Here is a 20,475-nt window from a genome sequence, read left to right on the forward strand (position 1 = left end):
AGCGCACCGGTCAGACGTGCGACTGTTTTTTCGCTTTGGAAACGGCAAGCGCCACGGCCCCGCTGCATGCGAGATGCAGATCACGGGCTGCGGCAACCAGCACGAAATAAACGGGGATCGTTTCCATTCGGCGCAGTGTACAGGCTCGCCGCGGCGGCGGCCAACATTTTCTCTCTCATTCCTTGACTTCCACTTCGGACGACGTAATATACGCATCGCGCATATCAACATACCGAGACTGCCGATGACCGTCCCCCAGCAAGCCTTTCTGCGCGACGCGATGCGCCGCATGAATATGACGCGCGATGCATTCGCGAATCGCATCGGCGTGAGCCGCCGCGCCCTCGATACGTGGCTGTTGCCCGACGATTCGCAGGAGTCGCGCTCGATGCCCGAAATCGTCGGGCGCTTCGTCTCCGAAATCGTCCTCAACAGCGCGCGCGAAGACGGATATACGCATCGCGTAGATACCTCATCGCTAGCCAGTCAGATGCTGTTCGAAGGCAAACCGCAACTGCTATCGGTCGATCAGTTCTCGCGCGAATCGGTGGAAGCGCTCTTTCGCGTCGCGGACGTCATGCAACCGATCGCGCGCCGGCAGAAGATCTCCCGCGTGCTGGAAGGCGCCGTGCTCGGCAATCTGTTCTTCGAAGCGAGCACCCGAACGCGCGTCTCGTTCGGCGCGGCGTTCTGCCGTCTCGGCGGGTCCGTCTGCGATACGACGGGCTTCACGTTCTCGTCGATGGCGAAGGGCGAATCGATTTACGACACGAGCCGCGTCATGAGCGGATACGTCGACGCGCTCGTCGTTCGGCATCCCGAACAAGGATCGGTCGCCGAATTCGCACGCGCGACGAACCTGCCCGTCATCAACGGCGGCGACGGCCCCGGCGAGCACCCAAGCCAAGCGTTGCTCGATCTCTACACGATCCAACGCGAGTTCTCCCGGCTCGGCAAGATTGTCGATGGCGCGCATATCGCCCTCGTCGGCGATCTCAAGTACGGCCGCACCGTGCATTCGCTCGTGAAACTGCTCGCGCTGTATCGCGGCATCAAATTCACGCTGATCTCGCCGCCCATGCTCGAAATGCCCGCGTATATCGTCGAGCAGATCTCGCGTAACGGTCATGTCGTCGAACAATCGAGCGATCTGGCCGAGGGCCTGCGCGGCGCCGACGTGGTCTACGCCACGCGCATTCAAAAGGAGCGCTTCACCGACGAATCGTTCGAAGGCTACACCCCCGACTTTCAGATCAACCAGGCGCTGGCGAATGCAACCTGCGGGCGCGACACGCTGATCATGCACCCGCTGCCGCGCGACAGCCGTCCCGGCGCGAACGATCTCAGCACCGATCTGAACCACGATCCGAGGCTCGCGATTTTCAGGCAAACCGATAACGGCATTCCAGTTCGCATGGCCATCTTCGCCGTGCTGCTCGGCGTCGACCACCTCGTGCAACATTCGATGCGCGACGCGACATGGCGTGCACCCGCCTACCTCGGGCCGGACGATGCGCTCTTCCACGGCATCGATTGACGTTCACGCGCGGTGATTCGATTAGGAGTCCGAAACGCCATTGTTCATACAATGTCGCCGCGCATATCGGCAGATTTCCACCGACCTGCTATAACGCTCTGGCGGGTGACTCGTCCCGCACGCTGCGCCCAGGCATTGGGCTTGATCGCCTTGTTTGATCGCACCCTCATACGCTTCGCATCGCCGCTCGAGCCGCCACCATGACCTACGCCTCGTCCACCACGGCGCTGCTGCTTGCCGCCGGCCGCGGTACGCGCTTCGATCCCACCGGTTTGCAAAACAAGCTGCTGGCGCCGCTTCCCGACGGCACGCCTGTCGCCTGTGCCGCCGCACGCGCATTGCTGACGATCCTCCCGCATGTCACCGCGATCGTACGGCCCGGCGCCGAGGGCCTCGCCCATGCGCTCAACGCGGCGGGCTGCGACGTGATCTTTTCGACGGACGCGGAGCGCGGAATGGGGGCGAGCCTCGCTGCCGGCATTCGTGCCACGGAAGATGCCGAAGGCTGGATCGTCGCGCTCGCCGACATGCCGTGGATCAGCCCTTCGACGATCGAAGCAATCGCACGCGGCGTCGACGCGGGCGCTTCGATCGTCGCGCCGGTCTATCGCGGGCGGCGTGGACACCCGGTCGGATTCGGCTCGATGCATCGCGACGCGCTATCGTCGCTCGACGGCGACGTCGGCGCGCGCGGCTTACTCGAAGCGGCCGCCGTCACGTCGATCGAAGTCGACGACGCGGGTGTGCTGGCCGACGTCGACACGCATGCCGATTTGCATCTTCAACGATAGCGTTCACTTCAGCATAAGCATCAGCGCTGCGCTTCGTCATGCAGCGCGATGCGAAGCAGCGCATTCGATCATGCCCCGCTCACCTTGACGACGACCTTGCCGAACGCCCCGCGTTCGAGATGGGCTAGCGCTTCGGGCAATTGCTCAAACCCGTAGTGTTCGTCGACGACAGGCTTGAGTTCCACCGCGTCGACCGCGCGTACGAGTTCCTCCAACGCACGCCGATGGCCCACGCCGATCCCTTGAATCACGGGCCGCGTCAAAAACGAAGGGACGCTCGGAAACGTCATCGCATAGTCCCCGAGCACGCCGATCAGCGAGATGCGGCCGCCTTGTCGAAGCGCGCGCAGCGAGGTGCCGAGATTGTCGCCGCCGACGAGTTCGAAGATGTGATCGACGCCACGGCCGCCCGTGTACTCGCGTGCTTCAACATCCCACTTTGCTGCGGCTATGCGATCGATCACGTGCGACGCGCCGAGTTCGCGCACGCGGCGCCGCTTCTCGTCGCTGCCTGATGTCACGATCACTTGCGCGCCATGCGCTCGCGCCAATTGCAACCCAAACAGCGCCACCCCGCCCGTACCCTGCACGAGCACCGTTTGCCCCGCCCGCAAGCCGCCTTTCTCGACGAGCGCAAACCATGCCGTTAGCCCGGCGCACGGCAGCGTGCTGGCCTGCACGGCATCGAGCGTTCTCGGCGCGCGCACGAGCCAGTCCTCGTGAAGCACGACGTATTGCGCAAGCACGCCGGGCAGCGAACCGCCGAGCACGCGTGCACCGAGGGGCCAATCGCCGTCGATCCACCCGGCCCAGAACGTACCGAGCACTGCGTCTCCTTCGCGAAAACGCGTCACGCGTGGCCCCATCGCGACAACACTGCCGGCGAGATCCGATCCGGGCGTCAATGGAAACGGCATGCCCGCCCCCGATTCTTCGCCCTTGATCGCGCCGATGTCGCGATAATTCAGTGAAACCGCATCGACCCGCACGAGCACTTCATGCTCGCCGGGCACCGGCATCGGCACGGTCTCGAGTGTCAGATGTTGCATACCCGGGCTCGTTACCGTCCACTTCTCCATCGTCGATGGCGCCATTTTCGTACCCCTCAATGATCAATTGATCGATGAAGAACAGCTTAATGGCGATTGAACGTCCTCAGTGGCGGCGATTTTTCATTTGATTGTAGACTTCATGGAATCAATCGAAATCGATACGACTCGAATGCAAGAAGGACGACGAACATCATGACGGATCGTTTAACAGGTATCTCCGTGTTCGTTCAAGCGGTCGAAGCGGGCAGCTTCGCGCTGGCCGCCGATCGGCTTCGCCTCACGCGCTCGGCGGTGGGCAAGAGCATCGCGCGGCTGGAAGAGCGCCTCGGAACGCGACTTTTCTTGCGCACGACACGCCGCCAAACGCTGACGGCGGATGGCCAGGCGTTTTACGACCGCTGCGTGCGCGCGCTGGCCGAACTCGACGCGGGGGAGGCCGCCCTGAGCGCGGCGCGTCTCTCACCGCAAGGCCGCCTGCACGTCAGCGCGCCGGTATTGTTCGGCCGGCGCTGCGTTGCCCCCGTTCTGCTCGAGTTGGCCTCGCGGTATCCGAAGCTCGAATTGCAGATGAGCTTTACCGATCGGGTAGTCGATCTCGTCGACGAAAACGTCGACCTCGTCGTGCGCAGCGGATCGTTGCGCCGCGCGCCGGCCGATCTCGTCGCGCGCAAGCTCGGCGAGCAGACGATGACGCTGTGCGCCAGTCCCGACTATCTGGCACGCCACGGCACGCCCGAAACAGTGGCCGAATTGGAAGGCCACCACGGCGTGCTCTATGCCGCCGGCCGGCGTGACGCCGCATGGCCGCTGTCCGACCAGACGGCTTCGATGCGCACGATCGCGATGAAGCACCGGCTTCGATTCGACGATCTGGAAACGATCGTGGCCGCCGTCAAGGCCGGCGCGGGCATCGCGCGCTTGCCGTGCTGGCTCGTTGCAAACGACGTGCGGGGCGGATCGCTCGTGCGACTTTTGGCGGACACGCCCGGGCCGCGGATCGATGTCCATCTCGCTTGGCGACGGACGCGCCATCTGCCGACCCGCGTTCGCCTGGCGATCGATATGCTCGCCGCGCGATTGCCTGCCTTATTGGCAACCGGCGCGGAACCGCAGGGCGGGCGATCGAAGGTGAACGTGTAGGCCGCAGCGCCTTGAACCCGGCCGCGGGCACGGCGCATGCTTGCCTGCTTCGACCTTCGCGCCGGGAAATACTGCCGTCAGAAGCGCCCCAAAATGACGCGCGCGGCCCCGATCGATGGCATATAAAAGAGAAAGCCGCGCCGCCATCTCGGGCGTGGCCGCCACTTGTCACCGATACGCGTACGCCATGGACTATCGCATGCATACCGCACCGATTCCCGATCCCCTCGCCGACCCGACGCGCGACCCGGAGGGCGAGCCCGTGGTGCCTCCCGCGCCCGGTCACCATAACGACGAGCCGCAGCGGCCAGAGGGCCCGCCGGACAAGAATCCGTCGCAGACGTAGCCCGTGCCGAGTTTACCGTTGGCATGACGGCGCTCGGCGCCACCGCTGCGAGCCGATCATCGGCTCGCAGCCTCCCGAATGGCCTGCACGTAGTCAGGGTTTCCCCCTCTGCGCCGCTGAAACGATGCGCCGATAAACCGGCCATGCGTGGCTTCGCCTCAAGTTGAGAATTCATCATACGAAGCCGCTGACGGATCGACCCATCGAGAGCGACGAATGCAGAAAATGACCTTGAATCGAAAACTTGGTTCGATGATCGCGGTACTGTGGGCCGGGCTCATCCTCATCGGGATAGCCGGTGTTTGGCAAAATCGGGCGTCGATGATCGATGATCGCGAAGCCCAGCTCGTCGCACTCACGCAGGAAGCGAACAGCATTCTGCAGCACTACTACGACGCAAGCCAGCAACATACGCTGAGCGAGGACGATGCGAAGAAGCAAGCGCTTCAAGCGATTTCCGTGCTCCGCTACGGCAAGGACGGATACTTCTCGGTCACCAATCCCGAATCGGTCATGCTGATGCATCCGATCAAGCCGGAGTTGGACGGCAAGAATCTGGCGAGTTTCACGGACCCGGCCGGTAATCACTTGTTCACCGACATCGCCAAGGCCGCAGGGCAAGACGGCGGCGGGTTCGTCCATTACCTGTGGTCCAAGCCCGGCAGCGAAGAGCCCGTATCCAAACTGTCCTACGTGCTGCGGTTCGCACCGTGGCAATTGGACCTCGTCACCGGCATGTATATGGACGACGTCAATGCCGCGTTCGTCTCGAACCTGATTCGCTGGAGCGGCATCATCGGCGTGCTCGGACTGTTGGCGACCGTCGCGATGGTGATCGTGCTGCGCAGCGTGCGGCGTGGGCTCGGCGGCGATCTCGAAGTGGCAGTCGACACGGCTCGGCGCATCGCTCACGGCGACCTCACGGCGCGCATTCCCGTCACGCACGGCGACGATTCGAGCCTGATGGCGGCGCTCTCGCAAATGCAATCGGGCCTCGCCGATGCGGTCATGCGCGTGCGCACCGGCACCGAGAACATCAACGTCGGCGCGAGCGAGATCGCCGCCGGCAACACCGATTTGTCGCAGCGCACGGAACAGCAAGCCTCGGCGCTCGTCCAAACGGCGTCGAGCATGGATCAAATGACGACGAATGTGAAGATGAATGCCGAAAGCGCGTCGCAAGCCGCGAAGCTCGCGGAGCAAGCGGCCGGCGTCGCCACGCGCGGCAGCAGCGTCGTCGATGACGTCGTGCGCACGATGAACGAGATCACGTCGAGCTCGCAAAAAATCGGCGACATCATCGGCGTGATCGACGGCATCGCGTTCCAAACGAATATCCTTGCGCTCAATGCGGCGGTCGAAGCCGCACGGGCCGGCGAACAAGGGCGCGGCTTCGCCGTCGTCGCATCGGAAGTGCGCAGCCTCGCGCAGCGCTCGGCCACGGCGGCCAAGGAAATCAAAGCGCTGATCGAAACGTCGACGAATACGGTCGACCAAGGCGCCGCGCTCGTGGCGAACGCGGGCTCGACGATGGGCGAAATCGTGCAGTCAGTGCGTCGCGTCAATGAAATCCTCGAAGAGATCAGCCATGCGTCTCGCGAGCAGAGCGCGGGGATCGAGCAGGTGAACCGCGCCGTCGGCGAAATGGACAAGGTGACGCAGCAAAATGCGGCGCTCGTTGAAGAAGCGGCGGCGGCCGCGCAATCGCTGAAGGATCAGGCGACTGCGCTGCGGGAAGCAATTTCAGGATTCTCGTTGCCGGCGTAACGGGTTCCGCTGCGCGACGGGCGTCATCGAGACATCGATCGACGCCTCCCCTTCTCGATTCGCTGCACGGTAAACCGCCGCACTCGCGGCGGTTTGTTTTTCTGAAACATCCTCATTTCGCGTTTGCCCGCCGGCCACGGCGGCAGCATTTTATGTGCACGTTTAGGTCGCGGATAAGAAAGAATAAACGGTTACGTTCGAGCGATACCATCGCACTTCGCATTTGCACCTCGGCGTGCGCCTCATAAATTCCCAAGACGTTTTAGTCGAGACTACGCTCGCGTTGATATAGACGATAGCCTTTCGCTGACAACGGAGCAGTCACTATGGCAAAAATTAACGGATCGGGTAGCCCGTACGTTCCCCATAACGGTCCCGAAAAAGGGGCGTCGAATGCGGAGACATCGGCGGCGCCGCGCACGACGTCAAATCGTCCTGGCCTGCTGTCATCGCTGAGAGCACGGGCCCAATCATCCGGGTCGCATCGGATCAGTCGAACTGTGGGTAGCGTCGCCGCGGTTGTGGCAGTCGTCAGTGGGGGGACAAACCTAGTAGCACACGCAGTAGCAGACAAGCGAGGTGCCGACGCTTTTTCAGCGCGTGTGAATGCGGACGACGCAGACTTCGCTGACGCGACAATGGGAGAGGCTGCGGACGTTCTTTCGAAGGGCACGCCAGTCGGTTTCGACCCTGAGCATGCTCAGGGTCTAGCGCAAATACGTGATCAACTGGCTCAAGGGTATCGAACTGCGGCTACGTCCGCGGATTTTAAACAACTGGCTACCACGTTGGACTCGTATCACAGCTTTGTGGACCAGCACGTGAACGGCGCATTCACTCCAGAAAGACCGGAAATCTACGGTGACTTGGCGAAGCGTAAGACGACGGAAGTGAATCTCAGCCTTGATGCGTATATGCGAAATCCAACCCAGGACAATGACTTAAAACACGCTAACGCGTACAACGAAGAGGCCTTTGCCAAGCGGCGTGCGCAGGCGGCCGAGCAGGCAAGTGGAACAGCCCAGCCCCCCAAGTGACTGTTCATTAGGCGCCCGGCGTCGCTCAACGGAACGTCGCTCGCGCGCCGGGTGCCTTCCTATTTATCGATTGCCGGAACCATATCATCGAGCCATAGCACATCGTCCGCGTACGATTGCAGATCGGCCGACAAGCTGTTCTGTCCTCCGTTCAGCCAAAATTCCTTGTGCAGTTCCGACTTGACGTAAGAGATAGCGTCCTCGAAATCGCCGTCACCGGCGGTCAAGATAAGGCGGTCGTACATGCCTTGACTGGCCAGCTTGACGATCAGCGTTGCAATGCCGACATCGACGCCCTTTTGAACCTGCCGCTCGAACTCGTGACCGCAAGACGAGCACTTGGCATGCATGTCCTTCAGCCGATATAACTGAACTCGCATCTTCGGGCCGCGGGGAGCGGCACATTTCAGCCATGTATGAAAGGCGTTCTGCGCGTCCGTTGCCGGGTCCTGCGTTGAGTTCAAGTAGTAGGCTTCATAAATGGGTTCGCCGTTGGCAGTCTCGAGTTCCTTTTTGAGCTTGAGATAGTCGACACCCGCGGGACGGCCTTTACCAAAATTCCAAAGGTATGCTCCGTCGACAATCCAAACAGTTCTACTCATCATGCAACTTTCCCTATTCCTCGTTCGGCTCATGCTCTGCGTTGCAATATCGCGATAGGACGGGGATGGCCCACGCCGGCAAATCCCGAGTAGCCCGCTTTAGCTTGCCATCCTCGATCGAAATCAACAGGCGCGCCCTCGGACTGGCATTATCAAGTCCGAATGCACGATCGGACTGCTTCAACGCTTGTCGCAAATTTGACATACTACGCTCGAAGCGGCGCACCACGTCAGTTGCGGGAATGTCATGCCCGCCATCCAATACACGCTGCGAGATCCTACCGATCGACATAGCCGGCGTGCCCAACGAGATGAACACGAGATTGATCTTGTAGCCAAGGCTCGCGGCCTTTCGCATCACGTCAAGTTCGTGCTGCCCTGATAACGTCGTTTCGAACGCAAAGCTCCGCGCGGATGCGAGCAACTCGCGCTGGCGAGAAATCGCCAATCTGCCGGCACGGATTGGGGTTACGTCCTCCGCTGCCGCAATATCATCCGGGTTGATAACGGGGAGTCGCCCGGAAACCGATCATCGCTGATGTAGATCGGTCGCCCCGCTTCTAGGTGATGCCGTGCAGCTTCATCGCTACCGGCCTCGACTTCCCGCTCGAACGCCTCGAAAAAACGACTTTCTTCGAGCGGCGTTGCTGTTTCCAAAACTCGAACGTCCAACATATCGACTTCTCCACGGGAGACTAGCTTTCACCCGGCGCGCATGCGCCGACCACGCCATTATCATTCACTCAAAATTTCCGAGCAGCGCCATCAGATCACTCGGAGCACAACCGACGGCTCAGTGGGTCGCGGGTCACCAAACGCTTAACGGCGGCCAAGCTGGAAACGCCGATCAACTGTTGGATGATCTTCAGTGATCGCCCTTGGCAATGGAAGCTGATAGCAAAGAACGTCATGCGGCTGTAGCGTTACCTTGCTCAAGGCTAGCTTGCTGACGAAGCCGCTTGACGATCTCGGTCAGCGACTCGCAAGAATAGCCTACTGCACGCGTTCTGGTGACGACTTCGACATTCTGTAACAGAACCGAAGTTGGCCCTCAAAAGCGGACACTTGTTTCGAGGCCATCTCAGATTTGAACCGAAAATATTACAATTTATTTACAATACGAGCCCGCGCCGCTCGGCGCGCCCTTCGAGCCCACTCGTCATCGCCCAATGACCGCACCGCCCCGGAAACGCCCCGCACCGTATTCGCCTCGACCTCTCGCAAGCACCGTCCTTCTCGCACCGCGCTGGCACACGAAACGTTCGGCCTTCGTCATGACCGCGATCACGCTTGCATTCGTCGGCCTCGCCGCACGTGCCGGCTGGGTGCAAATCGCCGAACACGAATTTCACGTCGCTCAGGGAGAAAAGCGGCATAAACAAATGCTCGCACTCGAAGCGAAGCGCGGCGACATCGTGGATCGTCACGGTGCCTTGCTCGCCGTCAGTCTCACGACATACGAAATATGGGCCGAACCCAGCCGTATCGATCGCGCGGCCCTCGCCCCCCTTTCCGACCTGCTTGCGCTCTCACTCACCCAATTGCACGAACGCCTCGACTCGACACGCCTCAACGTCTTACTCAAACGCCATGTCGACACACAAACGGCGAGCCGCATCGCAGGCCTCGGCATGCCTGGCATCACGCAAGCCCCTTCTTCCAAGCGCTTTTATCCCGAAGGAGAATCGGCGGCACATGTCGTAGGTCTGACCGATATCGACGACGTCGGCCAAGAAGGCGTCGAACTGGCTGCCAACGCGCAACTGGCCGGCCAACCGGGCGAACGCGAGATCATCCGCGATCGCCTCGGGCGTATGGTGTCGGACTTGCGGCCGCTCGTCCCCGCGCGTCCCGGAAAAACCGTTCGACTCACGATCGATCGTCGCATCCAGCAACTCGCCTTCGCGCAACTGAAGCTCGCGCTCGAACGCCATCGCGCGCACGCGGGCAGCGCCGTCGTCCTCGATGCGGCCACGGGCGAAATCCTCGCGCTCGCCAACGCCCCGTCGTTCGACCCGAATGCGCGTGCCGCCTTGACGCCACGCGCGATGCGCAATCGCGCCGTCGTCGATACGTTCGAACCCGGCTCGACGATCAAGCCGCTGGCGATCGCCACGGCGCTCGACGCAGGAAGCGTCGGGCCCGACACACTGATCGATACGGCTCCGGGCCGCTATCGAATCGGTGCGAATACGATTCACGACACGTCCAATCACGGCACCATCAGCGTGGCGCAGGCACTTGCCACATCGAGCAATATCGCACTCGCCAAAATCGCCTTGACGCTGCCGCCCGAAACACTTTGGACTGCTTATCACCGATACGGCCTCGGCCTGCCGCCGTCGCTGCCGTTTCCCGGCGTCGCTGCCGGCAGGCTCAGGCCGTGGCAGCGATGGCGTCCCGTCGAGCAAGCGACGATGGGCTATGGCTACGGCTTGTCGACTTCGCTGCTGCAAATGGCGCAAGCCTATACCGCCGTGGCCGGCGACGGCACGCTACAGCCCGTAGTCCTGATCGCCCAAGACGATGGCGCGATCGAACCGCCGATCGACGCCGGTGTACGCGTCATGTCGAAACGCACCGCAGCATCGCTGCGCACGATGCTCGAAGCGGCAACGCTAGCGGGCGGCACGGGACGCGCCGCGCACGTCGAGGGCTACCGCGTGGGCGGCAAGACAGGTACCGCATGGAAACATGCGGGGACGGGATACGCCAAAAACCGATACCGTTCGCTATTCGTCGGCCTTGCGCCGATCGACGCCCCGAAGCTCGTCGTCGCGGTGATGATCGACGAGCCTTCCGGCCCGTCGTACTACGGCGGCGCCGTCGCAGGGCCCGTATTCGCCGCCGTGGCCGGTGGCGCATTGCAATTGCTCGGCGTGCCGCCTAGCCCGCAACCGGCGCCCGACGCATAGGGCAGCGCTGCGGGTCCGATCCTCAAAGAACGGTTAGCGATTTGCGCGGCGCCGCCTACAATCGATTGAGCGTCCCACGCTTGTAAAGCGTGCCGCACGCAATCTTCGGCGGAATGATCGCTGCCTATCCATTTTTCGAGGCACCGCGCGTCGAGGCATGTGTCGATGTGCGCACCCGTGCGGGCCGCGTCGGGAGAAATCGATGAAAGAAACAGCCAACGGTGATCGAAGCGCATTCGTCCAAACCGCGGAACATCAGGGCGGCTATGTGTGGGTGCTCAGCTTCGTCGATTTTGCCGCCCATGAAGTCAAGCGTTCGCTCGTATCCGAGGAAGTCTACGCAACGAGCGCCGCCGCGCGCGACGCCGGCAATGCTTGCTTGCAAGGCATGAAGGCGGACGCGTGATCGCATGCGGCGCCCGATTAGCGCAATGCCTGTGCGAAGCGGCGCGCGCATGGCGATGACCCCACCTTGTTTTCAGTCACAGACGTAGTAACGTTTGAGGAAGAACAAAGGCAGCGCCCCGCGCGAGGCGCTCATCCAGGACATCAATCATGACGACGGTCGCCAGCTTTCATATCGAGTACACGCAATTTCTCGATGCTGACGGCGTACCGACAGGGCCCCTACCCGAATTCGCGAATGACACCGAAATGGTCGCGGCGTTCTATCGCGCCATGGTGCTGACGCGCGCATTCGATGCGAAGGCTGTTGCATTGCAGCGGACCGGCAAGCTCGGCACGTTCGCCTCCTCCGTCGGGCAAGAGGCCATCGGCGTAGGCGTTGCGTCGGCCATGCAGCCCGAAGACGCCCTCTTCCCCTCGTATCGCGACCATGCCGCGCAATTGCTGCGCGGCGTCACGATGACCGAAAGCCTGCTGTACTGGGGCGGCGACGAACGCGGCAGCGATTTCGCTGCCGCGCCGCACGATTTCCCCAACTGCGTTCCGATCGGCACGCAGGTATGCCACGCGGCGGGCGCCGCCTACGCGTTCCGTTTGCGCGGTGAAGCGCGCGTGGCCGTCGCGATCGTCGGCGACGGCGGTACCTCCAAAGGCGACTTCTACGAGGCGATGAATATGGCAAGCGTGTGGCAAGCGCCGCTCGTCATCGTCGTCAATGACAATCAATGGGCGATCTCGGTGCCGCGTGCGCGGCAGACGGCTGCGCAAACGCTCGCGCAAAAGGCGATTGCGGCCGGCATCGAAGGCCGGCAAGTGGACGGCAACGACGTCATCGCCGTACATGAAGCGGCGCGCGATGCGCTGGCCAAGGCGCGGCGCGGTGACGGACCCACGCTGATCGAAGCGCTGAGCTACCGCCTCGGCGATCATACGACGGCCGACGATGCCACCCGCTACCGCGATCCCGAGCTCGTTGCGCAAGCCTGGCTGGCCGAACCGATCGTGCGCTTGCGCAAATATTTGTCGTCGCGCGACGCATGGGACAAAGCACGAGAGGATGCACTCAATCAGGACTGCCAACGAATCGTCGACGCGGCCGTGCAATCGTATCTCGCCGTTGCGCCGCCCGACGTACCCGCCATGTTCGAGCATCTCTATGCGTCACTGCCGCACGCATTGAACGAGCAATTGACGATGGCGCAGTACTTCGCCGAACAAGAGGAAAAACGAGCGGAGAAAGGACATGGCTGAGGTCGCACTCGTCGAAGCCGTCAACCTCGCGCTCGCCCATGCGCTCGAGCACGATCCGTCCGTGGTGCTGCTCGGAGAAGACATCGGCGCCAACGGTGGCGTATTCCGTGCAACGCTGGGACTGCAAGCGCGTTTCGGCGCACAGCGCGTAGTCGATACGCCGCTTGCCGAAGCCGGCATCGCAGGCGCGGCGATCGGCATGGCTGCGATGGGTCTGCATCCTGTGGCCGAGATTCAATTCACGGGCTTCATCTATCCCGTCATCGACCACGTGCTCAATCACGCGTCCCGTTTGCGCCATCGCACACGCGGCCGCTTGACGTGCCCGCTCGTGATTCGTTCGCCGTGCGGCGCGGGCATACACGCACCGGAGCATCATTCGGAAAGCCCCGAAGCGCTGTTCGCGCACATTCCCGGCTTGCGCGTCGTCATGCCCTCCTCGCCCGCGCGCGCTTATGGATTGTTGCTCGCGGCGATCCGCGATCCCGATCCGGTGATCTTTCTCGAGCCGACACGGCTCTACCGATTGTTCAAGCAAACCATCGAAGACAGCGGCGAAGCGCTGCCGCTCGACACCTGTTTCACCTTGCGCGAAGGCACCGACGTGACGCTCGTCTCGTGGGGGGCCATGCTCCAGGAAGTACTTAGGACTGCCGAGCAATTGGCAGAGGACGGCATCGCCGCCGAAGTCATCGACGTCGCCACCCTCAAGCCGCTCGACCTCGACACCATCTTGGCTTCGGTGACCAAGACGGGCCGTTGCGTCATCGTGCACGAAGCACCGCGCACATGCGGCTTGGGCGCGGAGATCGCGGCTGCGATCGCGGAACGCGGACTCTATTCGCTGCTCGCGCCGATCGAACGCGTAACCGGTTATGACGTCGTCGTGCCGCTGTTCCGGCTGGAGTCGCAGTACATCCCAAGCGTCGCGCGCATCATGAGTGCGGTAAAGAAAACGCTCGAGGCACCATCATGAACATCTTCAAGCTGCCCGATCTTGGAGAAGGCTTGCAAGAGGCGGAGATCGTCGAATGGCATGTGAATGCCGGCGACGAAGTCAAAACCGATCAACCGGTCGTGTCGGTCGAGACAGCAAAGGCAATCGTCGATATCCCATCGCCGCAGGCCGGTCGCATTGCGAAGCTTTACGGCAAGAAGGGCGACATCGTGCACCTGGGCGCGGCGCTCGTCGGCTTCGAAGGCGAAGGAGGCCAGGCTGATACGGGTACCGTCGTGGGCCGTATGGAAACGAGCGAGCGCGTCGTGCATGAAGCGGCGCATTTCGTTGTCGCGCCCGGCGGTGGGCTCAGTGTGGGCACGAAGGCCGTCAAGGCTACGCCCGCCGTCCGGGCACTCGCACGTAAGCTCGACATCGATTTGACGATGGTGATGCCGACGGGGCCGGACGGTGTCGTCACCTCGAGCGACGTCGAGCGCACCGCGAAGCTGCTCGCCGAACTCGGTCCGCCCGAAGCGCTGCGCGGCGTGCGGCGCGCGATGGCGCAGAACATGGCGCAAGCGCAGAGCGAAGTGGCCGCGGCAACCGTCATCGACGATGCCGACATCGATGCGTGGGAGCCCGGTGCCGATGTGACGATTCGATTGATTCGCGCGCTAGTAGCGGGCTGTCGCGCGCAGCCGGGACTCAATGCATGGTTCGACGGGCGTAGTGCGAGGCGACGCGTTTTGGCGAAGATCGACGTCGGCATTGCCGTGGATTTGCCCGATGGGCTATTTGTTCCCGTACTGCGCGATGTGGCTCATCGCGATGCGGCCGATTTGCGCGCCGGGCTCGATCGCATGCGCGCCGACATACGCGCACGCAAGATTCCACCCGAAGAAATGCGCGGCAATACGATCACGCTGTCGAACTTCGGAATGATCGCGGGCAAATATGCGGCGCCGATCGTGGTGCCGCCTACCGTGGCGATTCTCGGCGCCGGGCGCGTGCATGATGCCGTCGTGGCGCACGATGGAAAGCCGGCCGTGCATGCCATTTTGCCGCTCAGTTTGACGTTCGATCATCGCGTGGTAACCGGCGGAGAGGCGGCGCGATTCCTGGGCGCGGTGATCGAGAATTTGGAGTTGGCTGCTTAAATTGACTGCCTAAATCGGCTCGGCTCTTTCCCCATACCGCCCCAATGTCGCCGCCCTCGCCTTCGCGTGATCGACGATCGGCTGCGGGTAGTCACGCCCGAGCACGAACCCGACCTCGTTCAATGCCTCGGGCGCGGCAAGCCACGGCGCGTGTATCCACTTGACCGGCACCGTCGCCAATTCCGGCACATAGCGCTTGATGAACCGCCCCTCGGGGTCGTACTGCTTCGATTGCGTCACCGGATTGAAAATGCGAAACCACGGCTGGGCATCGCATCCTGTCGACGCGGCTCATTGCCATCCGCCGTTGTTCGCCGCGAAATCGAAATCGTTGAGCCATTGCGCGAAATGCGCCTCGCCGCGCCGCCAATCGATGCCCAAATCTTTCACCAGAAAACTAGCCGTCACCATCCGCAATCGGTTGTGCATATATCCGGTCTGCACGAGCTGACGCATTCCCGCATCCACGAGCGGATAGCCCGTCCGCCCTTCGCACCAAGCATCGAAATCCGCATCGGCCTGCGGCCCTGCTTCCCAACGGATAGCATCGTACTCGGGCTTGAACGATGCCCCGCTTGCGAGCTGCGGATTCATCGCCAACACCATGAAGAAGAACTCGCGCCAAATGAGTTCGGACAGCCAAATCTCGGCACCTCGCCCGCGCGGTTGCAGCATCAACGCATGCGCCGCTCTAACGAGGCTACGAATCGAAAGCGTGCCGAAGCGCAAATGCGTCGATAGATAGCTCGGCCCTTTCACAGCGGGAAAATCGCGCTGCTCGTCGTATCGATCGATACGCTCCATGAAATCGTCGAGCAAGCGCGCTGCACCACTCATGCCCGTCGGCAACTTCAGCGTCGGCAAATCACTCTGTGTGAAGCCGAGCTCGCTAAGATCGGGCCACGGCGCACGCAGCGATTCGGGCGGCGCGCATAGCTGGCCATGCCGAGCATCGGCAGAGCGAGGGGCAACATCGCCCGGTGCCAGCCGTGTCAACCATGCGCGCTTATAGGGCGTAAAGACCGTATAGGGCCTGCCTTGCTGATTGAAAATCTCGTCGCGCTCGAAGATCACTTGATCCTTGAAGGTGACGAGCTTCGCTCCACTCGCTTGCAATCGCCGATCGACGGCCTCGTCGCGTGCGATCGCCGCGGGCTCGTAATCGCGATTGGCGAAAACGGCGTCGACATCCAGTTGCGCAGCTAGCCGTGAAATACATTCGATCGGATCGCCCTGTACGACGATCAACCCGCCGCCGCGCTTTTGCAGCGCGCGATCGAGTTCTATCAACGATGCGAGGATGAAATCGATGCGTCGGTCGGCCGGCTTTTCGTCGAGCCGAGTGCGTTGTTTGCACTGCAGCAGCGGCGCGAGAATCGTCGTATCGAATACGAATGCACACCATACGCGATCGGCGGTATTGAGCGCATCACTGAGCGCCGCATGATCGTCGCAGCGCAAGTCACGCCGGAACCAGACGAGCGCGCATCAAAGGTCATAGCGCCGTCCCGGTGCGGTTACCGCGCTGAGGTGCCTGCATGTGCCGATATGTCATCACGGCGTATTCCGTTTGTAATGTCGACGAATGCGGCACTATACAAGCGCTTGATGAAAACCTCCAAACGCCCGCCTGCTCGCGCCTCGCGCGATTGCCGGCTCGTGCGGCATACAAGTTGCGTACAGTGGCGGCAGCGGCTCGTGCCGCCGTTTCCAATCACTTCAAGCGAGGGCAGTATGTTAGGAACGATCTTGCTAGTCATCCTCATCCTGCTTTTGATCGGCGCATTTCCGGCGTGGCCACATAGCCGCGGCTGGGGCTATGGGCCGACGGGCGGGCTTGGACTCATCGTCGTCATCGTCATCATCCTCGTGGTGTTGGGGCGCATCTAGACGAAGACGAATCGCGGTACGCCCCGGTGCCGCGTTGTTGCGGCGGCGTCGCGGCATGTGACGAACTTTCGCGAGTGCGAGAATCGGAGAGAATCGCGGGACTTCCCTATCGGTACGAGGATGCCCAACGATGATCGCCCTCTTGCGCTCACTCAAGCTACTCGGCGTAACTGTCGCCCAAGTCTTCGTGCTGTGGTGGCTCGCGCCCATGGCGGCCCTTGCAGCGGAGCCGTCACCTCAACCCAACGCCGAGGCACCGAGCTACGGCCCCATGCTCGAAGGATTCGACTACCCGTATCCCGTCTCGTGGTTCTCGTTCGACTCGCAGCAACAATCGTTGCGCATGGCGTACATGAATGTGCAACCCGCCCATCCGAATGGGCACGTTGCCGTCCTTTTGCACGGCAAGAACTTTTGCTCTGCAACTTGGCAAGACACGATCGCGACGCTCGTCCAAGCAGGCTACCGTGTCGTGGCGCCCGACCAAATCGGTTTTTGCAAATCGACGAAGCCACTCTCCTATCAATACTCGTTTCAGCAGCTCGCGCTGAACACGCATGCGCTGCTCGCTTCGCTCGGTATCACGCAAGCCATCATCGTCGGGCATTCGACCGGCGGGATGCTCGCGATCCGCTACGCGCTCATGTATCCGCACGAAACCGAGCGCCTGGTGCTGGTCGATCCGATCGGCCTCGAAGACTGGCGCGCGAAAGGCGTACCGCCGATCTCGATCGATCAATGGTATGCACGCGAACTGAAAGTCACTGCGCAAAGTATTCGGCAGTACGAACGAATGACTTACTACGCGGGGCATTGGAGCCCCAGCTACGAACGCTGGGTATCGATGCTGGCCGGGCTCGACCGCGGCCCGGGAAAACAAGCCGTCGCATGGAATTCCGCGCTGCTTTACGACATGATCCTCAATCAACCGGTGGTGTATGAATTCACTCGGATTCAACCGCCGACGCTGCTCATGATCGGCGATAAAGACACCACTGCGATCGGAAAAGATGCGGCACCCCCCGAAGTGCGCGCGACGCTCGGGCACTACCCCGCGCTCGCGCACGAGGCGATGCATGCCATTCCCAATGCGACGCTCGTCGAGTTTCCGGAGTTGGGGCACGCGCCGCAGATACAGGACCCCGGGGCGTTTCATCGCGCGTTGCTCGGTTGGCTTTCGAAGCCGGCGGCGGCCGCGGATGCGGTTCCTGCGCATTAGCGGGTGCTTTGCCGGGCGCATCGTAAGGATTCGCTATTGCTTTTATTCGTGTGGGAATCCGGCGCCTTCGTCCTCAACTACCTGTTTGCGCGCGGGAGAGGTTACCCCAATTCCATGTAGTCAAAATTCCGAGTGGAATCAGTCGACCATCGACCATTGCAGCGATGTCGCACCGCTCACACGTCCCAACTCTCCGAACGACGTCGCAACGGAATGAAGCTCGAATTCTTCCTTCCAGCGCACCAGGTAGCGCGACTCGCGCGTGCCGTCGCGTTGTTCGACGTATTCTCCACGCGGCTCGAGTGAGCAACCCATCCGCGCGAGCTGCTCGGCCAATCGTTGCGGGCAGTCAGAGCCAATCGAATAGCAAAGCGTCAGCCATGCAGCCTTGCGACGCTCCAGCTTGCGCTCGACGAAACGCAACCCCCATAGCACCGCCAAGCCGACTACGCTCCCGCCCACGCCCAAGCGGTACTGACCGCCGCCGAAACACAGGCCGATCACGGTCACGAACCAGAGCGTCGCCGCCGTCGTCACGCCGGTCACGAGCCCGTCCTTGCGCAACACAGCACCCGCGCCGATAAAACCCATGCCCGTCAGAATGCCGAGCGGCAAACGCATCAAATCGAGAACCGCGAAGCTGTTTTGCCCTTTGCCTGTCTGATCGAGCAGCGCGTTCGCTTGCAACATCGCCACGCACGCGGCAAGACAAACGAGGATCGTCGTGCGCAATCCCGCTGCCTTACCCGACTCGCTGCGATCGATACCGAACGCGGCACCGGCCACCAGCGCGCACGCGAGGCGTGCGGCGGCGGAAGGCCAGTCGAGCGTAAGCGGCATCGTCTCCATGTTGAGTGCGGCTTCCGGTAGGCGTGATGTTCTAGTGACAAGCAAAGCGCGCGCCCGCGGGACGCAGTGTCCCGGCGTGAGAGGTGCGTCATTCGTCACAGCCAACCGCCTATGCGACCGTGCCTTAAAGCGCGTGAGACTGCATGCGCTTTAATGCGCAGCTATCAACGATCAATCGATCCAAATCAACCGATCAATCGCTCGTCGTCCATTCGACATTCGCCCCGACCGAGCGCAGATTCTCGACGAACCGCGGATGAGCGCGCCTGATCGGCAGTGCATTCGTGATGACGGACCGCCCTTCGATACTCGAAGCCACCATCAGCAATGCGATCGCGACGCGGATGATATAGGGGCTTTCGACTTTCGCCGGGCTCAGCGGGATGCCGCCGAACGTAATGAGCCGATGGGGATCGGACAGGAAAACGTGCGCACCGAACTTCGACAATTCGACCGACCACCCCATTGCGCCGTCGTACACCTTGTTCCAGAACATCGCGCTGCCTTCGGCGCGCACGCCGAGCGCAATGAAGATCGGCAGCAGATCGACGGGCAAATACGGCCAAGGCGCCGCTTCGACCTTCGTCAAGATGTTGGGCGTAAACGGCCTGCGCACGCGCAGCGGTCCATCCCGCAATGCGCGCGACCACCCATCGCGATGGACCAGGTCGACGCCGAACTTCGCAAACGTACGGTCGATCAGTGGAAATTGCTCGGGTGCGCTGTTCTTGACGACGATGTCGCCGCCGGTGATCGCGCCCAGTGCGAGGAACGTTGCGATCTCGTGGAAATCCTCGCTGAAGCGAAACTCTCCGCCGCCGAGCCGACGGCCGCCTTCAACGATGAGACGCGAGGTGCCAATACCTTCCACGGGCACGCCGAGCATCGAGATGAACCGACAAAACTCCTGGACATGCGGCTCGGAAGCGGCATTGACGAGCGTCGACGTACCCGTTGCACAGGCCGCGCACAACACGAAATTCTCGGTGGTCGTGACCGACGCGTAGTCGAGCCAGTGATTGTTCGCGGCCATGCGCGCTTGCGTGCGCACGATCAGCGAATCGGGCGTGCGCTCGATGCGCGCGCCGAAACGCTCGAACACCTCGACGTGCGGATCGATTTCGCGCACGCCCAGCGTGCAGCCCTTCACGTCGTTCTCGAGCCGCGCCACGCCGAAGCGGGCGAGCAACGGCGGCACGAGCATGATCGACGAGCGCATCTCCTCGGGCAAATGGTGCTTGACGGGGTCGAACGTCGTGGCGTGATGATGCAGATCGAGAATGCCCGTCGAGAAATTCATCGATACGTCGCTGCCTAGCGCGCGAAAAATATCGAGGATTTTCTTGACGTCGGTAATTTCAGGCACGCCGACGAGCCGCAGCGGCTGGTCCGTCAGCAAGGTGGCGCAAAGAATCGGGAGAACGGCGTTCTTATTGGCGGACGGGATGATCTCTCCGCGAAGCGGGAGGCCGCCATGGACGATCAGATCGGACATAGTTGGGGCAAAACGGATGAAAGAGGCGTGGGCGATCAATGCAGGCGCATATCATGCCATCGTCCGGCCGGGGCCGGACGGC

18 protein-coding genes and 1 pseudogene are annotated in these 20,475 nt (G+C 62.0%); 13 read left to right on the forward strand and 6 right to left on the reverse strand.

Features of this window, described 5'->3' with window-relative positions:
* Positions 1-244 precede the first annotated feature (244 nt).
* On the forward strand, positions 245-1,537 hold the full coding sequence (locus J3485_RS24230) for an aspartate carbamoyltransferase (RefSeq protein ID WP_206956868.1): 1,293 nt from the start codon (positions 245-247) through the stop codon (positions 1,535-1,537).
* 200 nt (positions 1,538-1,737) lie between these two features.
* Positions 1,738-2,328 (forward strand): nucleotidyltransferase family protein, encoded by a 591-nt coding sequence (locus J3485_RS24235; RefSeq protein ID WP_206956869.1) that lies wholly within the window; start codon positions 1,738-1,740, stop codon positions 2,326-2,328.
* Positions 2,329-2,396: 68 nt separating this feature from the next.
* Here J3485_RS24235 and J3485_RS24240 read toward each other — a convergent pair whose 3' ends face one another.
* Positions 2,397-3,377 carry a zinc-dependent alcohol dehydrogenase family protein gene (locus tag J3485_RS24240; RefSeq protein WP_242538912.1) on the reverse strand — a complete coding sequence of 327 codons (981 nt, stop codon included), beginning with the start codon at positions 3,375-3,377 and terminating at the stop codon, positions 2,397-2,399.
* A gap of 195 nt (positions 3,378-3,572) precedes the next feature.
* Between J3485_RS24240 and J3485_RS24245 the strand changes: the two genes are divergently transcribed.
* From J3485_RS24245 to J3485_RS24260, 4 genes are all read left to right on the forward strand, one after another.
* Positions 3,573-4,520: a LysR family transcriptional regulator gene (locus J3485_RS24245; protein WP_206956871.1), complete on the forward strand. Its 948-nt coding sequence runs from the start codon at positions 3,573-3,575 to the stop codon at positions 4,518-4,520.
* A gap of 115 nt (positions 4,521-4,635) precedes the next feature.
* The gene (locus J3485_RS24250; RefSeq protein ID WP_206958499.1) at positions 4,636-4,866 is read left to right on the forward strand and encodes a hypothetical protein; all 231 of its coding nucleotides are present in this window, start codon (positions 4,636-4,638) and stop codon (positions 4,864-4,866) included.
* Between the two features lie 225 nt (positions 4,867-5,091).
* Positions 5,092-6,633, forward strand: coding sequence for a methyl-accepting chemotaxis protein (locus J3485_RS24255; RefSeq protein ID WP_206958347.1), 1,542 nt, complete (start codon positions 5,092-5,094; stop codon positions 6,631-6,633).
* 821 nt (positions 6,634-7,454) lie between these two features.
* Entirely contained in the window at positions 7,455-7,670 is a 216-nt protein-coding gene (locus J3485_RS24260) for a hypothetical protein (RefSeq protein WP_206956872.1), read from the forward strand.
* Positions 7,671-7,729: 59 nt separating this feature from the next.
* Here J3485_RS24260 and J3485_RS24265 read toward each other — a convergent pair whose 3' ends face one another.
* Positions 7,730-8,305, reverse strand: coding sequence for an NYN domain-containing protein (locus tag J3485_RS24265; protein ID WP_242538913.1), 576 nt, complete (start codon positions 8,303-8,305; stop codon positions 7,730-7,732).
* A complete protein-coding gene (locus tag J3485_RS24270) occupies positions 8,286-8,720 on the reverse strand; it encodes an ATPase (RefSeq protein ID WP_206956873.1) in 435 nt (144 codons plus the stop codon). Before J3485_RS24270 ends, J3485_RS24265 begins: the two co-directional genes overlap by 20 nt.
* Before the next feature lie 721 nt (positions 8,721-9,441).
* Between J3485_RS24270 and J3485_RS24275 the strand changes: the two genes are divergently transcribed.
* The 5 genes from J3485_RS24275 to J3485_RS24295 all read left to right on the forward strand — a co-directional run bounded on the left by J3485_RS24275 (position 9,442) and on the right by J3485_RS24295 (position 14,940).
* Complete coding sequence (locus J3485_RS24275; RefSeq protein WP_206956874.1) at positions 9,442-11,187, forward strand: peptidoglycan D,D-transpeptidase FtsI family protein; 1,746 nt, start codon at positions 9,442-9,444, stop codon at positions 11,185-11,187.
* A 202-nt stretch (positions 11,188-11,389) separates the two neighbouring features.
* A complete protein-coding gene (locus tag J3485_RS24280; protein ID WP_206956875.1) occupies positions 11,390-11,593 on the forward strand; it encodes a hypothetical protein in 204 nt (67 codons plus the stop codon).
* 149 nt (positions 11,594-11,742) lie between these two features.
* On the forward strand, positions 11,743-12,843 hold the full coding sequence (gene pdhA / locus J3485_RS24285; RefSeq protein ID WP_206956876.1) for a pyruvate dehydrogenase (acetyl-transferring) E1 component subunit alpha: 1,101 nt from the start codon (positions 11,743-11,745) through the stop codon (positions 12,841-12,843).
* Positions 12,836-13,819 carry an alpha-ketoacid dehydrogenase subunit beta gene (locus J3485_RS24290; RefSeq protein ID WP_206956877.1) on the forward strand — a complete coding sequence of 328 codons (984 nt, stop codon included), beginning with the start codon at positions 12,836-12,838 and terminating at the stop codon, positions 13,817-13,819. The genes pdhA and J3485_RS24290 overlap by 8 nt, the downstream gene beginning before the upstream one ends.
* Positions 13,816-14,940 (forward strand): dihydrolipoamide acetyltransferase family protein, encoded by a 1,125-nt coding sequence (locus J3485_RS24295; protein WP_206956878.1) that lies wholly within the window; start codon positions 13,816-13,818, stop codon positions 14,938-14,940. The genes J3485_RS24290 and J3485_RS24295 overlap by 4 nt, the downstream gene beginning before the upstream one ends.
* Positions 14,941-14,949: 9 nt before the next feature.
* On the opposite strand, the pseudogene J3485_RS24300 reads toward J3485_RS24295, so the two are convergent.
* A pseudogene (locus J3485_RS24300) lies at positions 14,950-16,422 on the reverse strand (cryptochrome/photolyase family protein); the annotation flags it as partial.
* A gap of 252 nt (positions 16,423-16,674) precedes the next feature.
* On the opposite strand from J3485_RS24300, the gene J3485_RS24305 reads away from it, so the two are divergent.
* Together J3485_RS24305 and J3485_RS24310 are read left to right on the forward strand one after the other, a co-directional pair.
* The gene (locus J3485_RS24305) at positions 16,675-16,830 is read left to right on the forward strand and encodes a DUF3309 family protein (protein WP_206956879.1); all 156 of its coding nucleotides are present in this window, start codon (positions 16,675-16,677) and stop codon (positions 16,828-16,830) included.
* A 208-nt stretch (positions 16,831-17,038) separates the two neighbouring features.
* Entirely contained in the window at positions 17,039-18,049 is a 1,011-nt protein-coding gene (locus tag J3485_RS24310) for an alpha/beta fold hydrolase (protein WP_242539058.1), read from the forward strand.
* Positions 18,050-18,187: 138 nt separating this feature from the next.
* Here the strand turns inward: J3485_RS24310 and J3485_RS24315 are convergent, their stop codons facing one another.
* Positions 18,188-18,898, reverse strand: a complete 711-nt coding sequence (locus tag J3485_RS24315) for an MgtC/SapB family protein (RefSeq protein ID WP_206956881.1) — start codon at positions 18,896-18,898, stop codon at positions 18,188-18,190.
* A 193-nt stretch (positions 18,899-19,091) separates the two neighbouring features.
* Complete coding sequence (locus J3485_RS24320) at positions 19,092-20,393, reverse strand: UDP-N-acetylglucosamine 1-carboxyvinyltransferase (protein ID WP_206956882.1); 1,302 nt, start codon at positions 20,391-20,393, stop codon at positions 19,092-19,094.
* Positions 20,394-20,475: the final 82 nt, after the last annotated feature.

This window comes from Trinickia acidisoli (assembly GCF_017315725.1).
Classification (GTDB): Bacteria; Pseudomonadota; Gammaproteobacteria; order Burkholderiales; family Burkholderiaceae; genus Trinickia; species Trinickia acidisoli.

What these genes read in the sequence shown, in the direction of transcription:
- J3485_RS24230 (WP_206956868.1), top strand. Translation starts at nt 245, where the DNA reads ATGACCGTCCCCCAGCAAGCCTTTCTGCGCGACGCGATGCGCCGCATG.
- J3485_RS24235 (WP_206956869.1), top strand. Translation starts at nt 1,738, where the DNA reads ATGACCTACGCCTCGTCCACCACGGCGCTGCTGCTTGCCGCCGGCCGC.
- J3485_RS24240 (WP_242538912.1), bottom strand. Translation starts at nt 3,377, where the DNA reads ATGCAACATCTGACACTCGAGACCGTGCCGATGCCGGTGCCCGGCGAG.
- J3485_RS24245 (WP_206956871.1), top strand. Translation starts at nt 3,573, where the DNA reads ATGACGGATCGTTTAACAGGTATCTCCGTGTTCGTTCAAGCGGTCGAA.
- J3485_RS24250 (WP_206958499.1), top strand. Translation starts at nt 4,636, where the DNA reads ATGGCATATAAAAGAGAAAGCCGCGCCGCCATCTCGGGCGTGGCCGCC.
- J3485_RS24255 (WP_206958347.1), top strand. Translation starts at nt 5,092, where the DNA reads ATGACCTTGAATCGAAAACTTGGTTCGATGATCGCGGTACTGTGGGCC.
- J3485_RS24265 (WP_242538913.1), bottom strand. Translation starts at nt 8,305, where the DNA reads ATGAGCCGAACGAGGAATAGGGAAAGTTGCATGATGAGTAGAACTGTT.
- J3485_RS24275 (WP_206956874.1), top strand. Translation starts at nt 9,442, where the DNA reads ATGACCGCACCGCCCCGGAAACGCCCCGCACCGTATTCGCCTCGACCT.
- J3485_RS24280 (WP_206956875.1), top strand. Translation starts at nt 11,390, where the DNA reads ATGAAAGAAACAGCCAACGGTGATCGAAGCGCATTCGTCCAAACCGCG.
- pdhA (WP_206956876.1), top strand. Translation starts at nt 11,743, where the DNA reads ATGACGACGGTCGCCAGCTTTCATATCGAGTACACGCAATTTCTCGAT.
- J3485_RS24290 (WP_206956877.1), top strand. Translation starts at nt 12,836, where the DNA reads ATGGCTGAGGTCGCACTCGTCGAAGCCGTCAACCTCGCGCTCGCCCAT.
- J3485_RS24295 (WP_206956878.1), top strand. Translation starts at nt 13,816, where the DNA reads ATGAACATCTTCAAGCTGCCCGATCTTGGAGAAGGCTTGCAAGAGGCG.
- J3485_RS24305 (WP_206956879.1), top strand. Translation starts at nt 16,675, where the DNA reads ATGTTAGGAACGATCTTGCTAGTCATCCTCATCCTGCTTTTGATCGGC.
- J3485_RS24310 (WP_242539058.1), top strand. Translation starts at nt 17,039, where the DNA reads ATGGCGGCCCTTGCAGCGGAGCCGTCACCTCAACCCAACGCCGAGGCA.
- J3485_RS24315 (WP_206956881.1), bottom strand. Translation starts at nt 18,898, where the DNA reads ATGGAGACGATGCCGCTTACGCTCGACTGGCCTTCCGCCGCCGCACGC.
- J3485_RS24320 (WP_206956882.1), bottom strand. Translation starts at nt 20,393, where the DNA reads ATGTCCGATCTGATCGTCCATGGCGGCCTCCCGCTTCGCGGAGAGATC.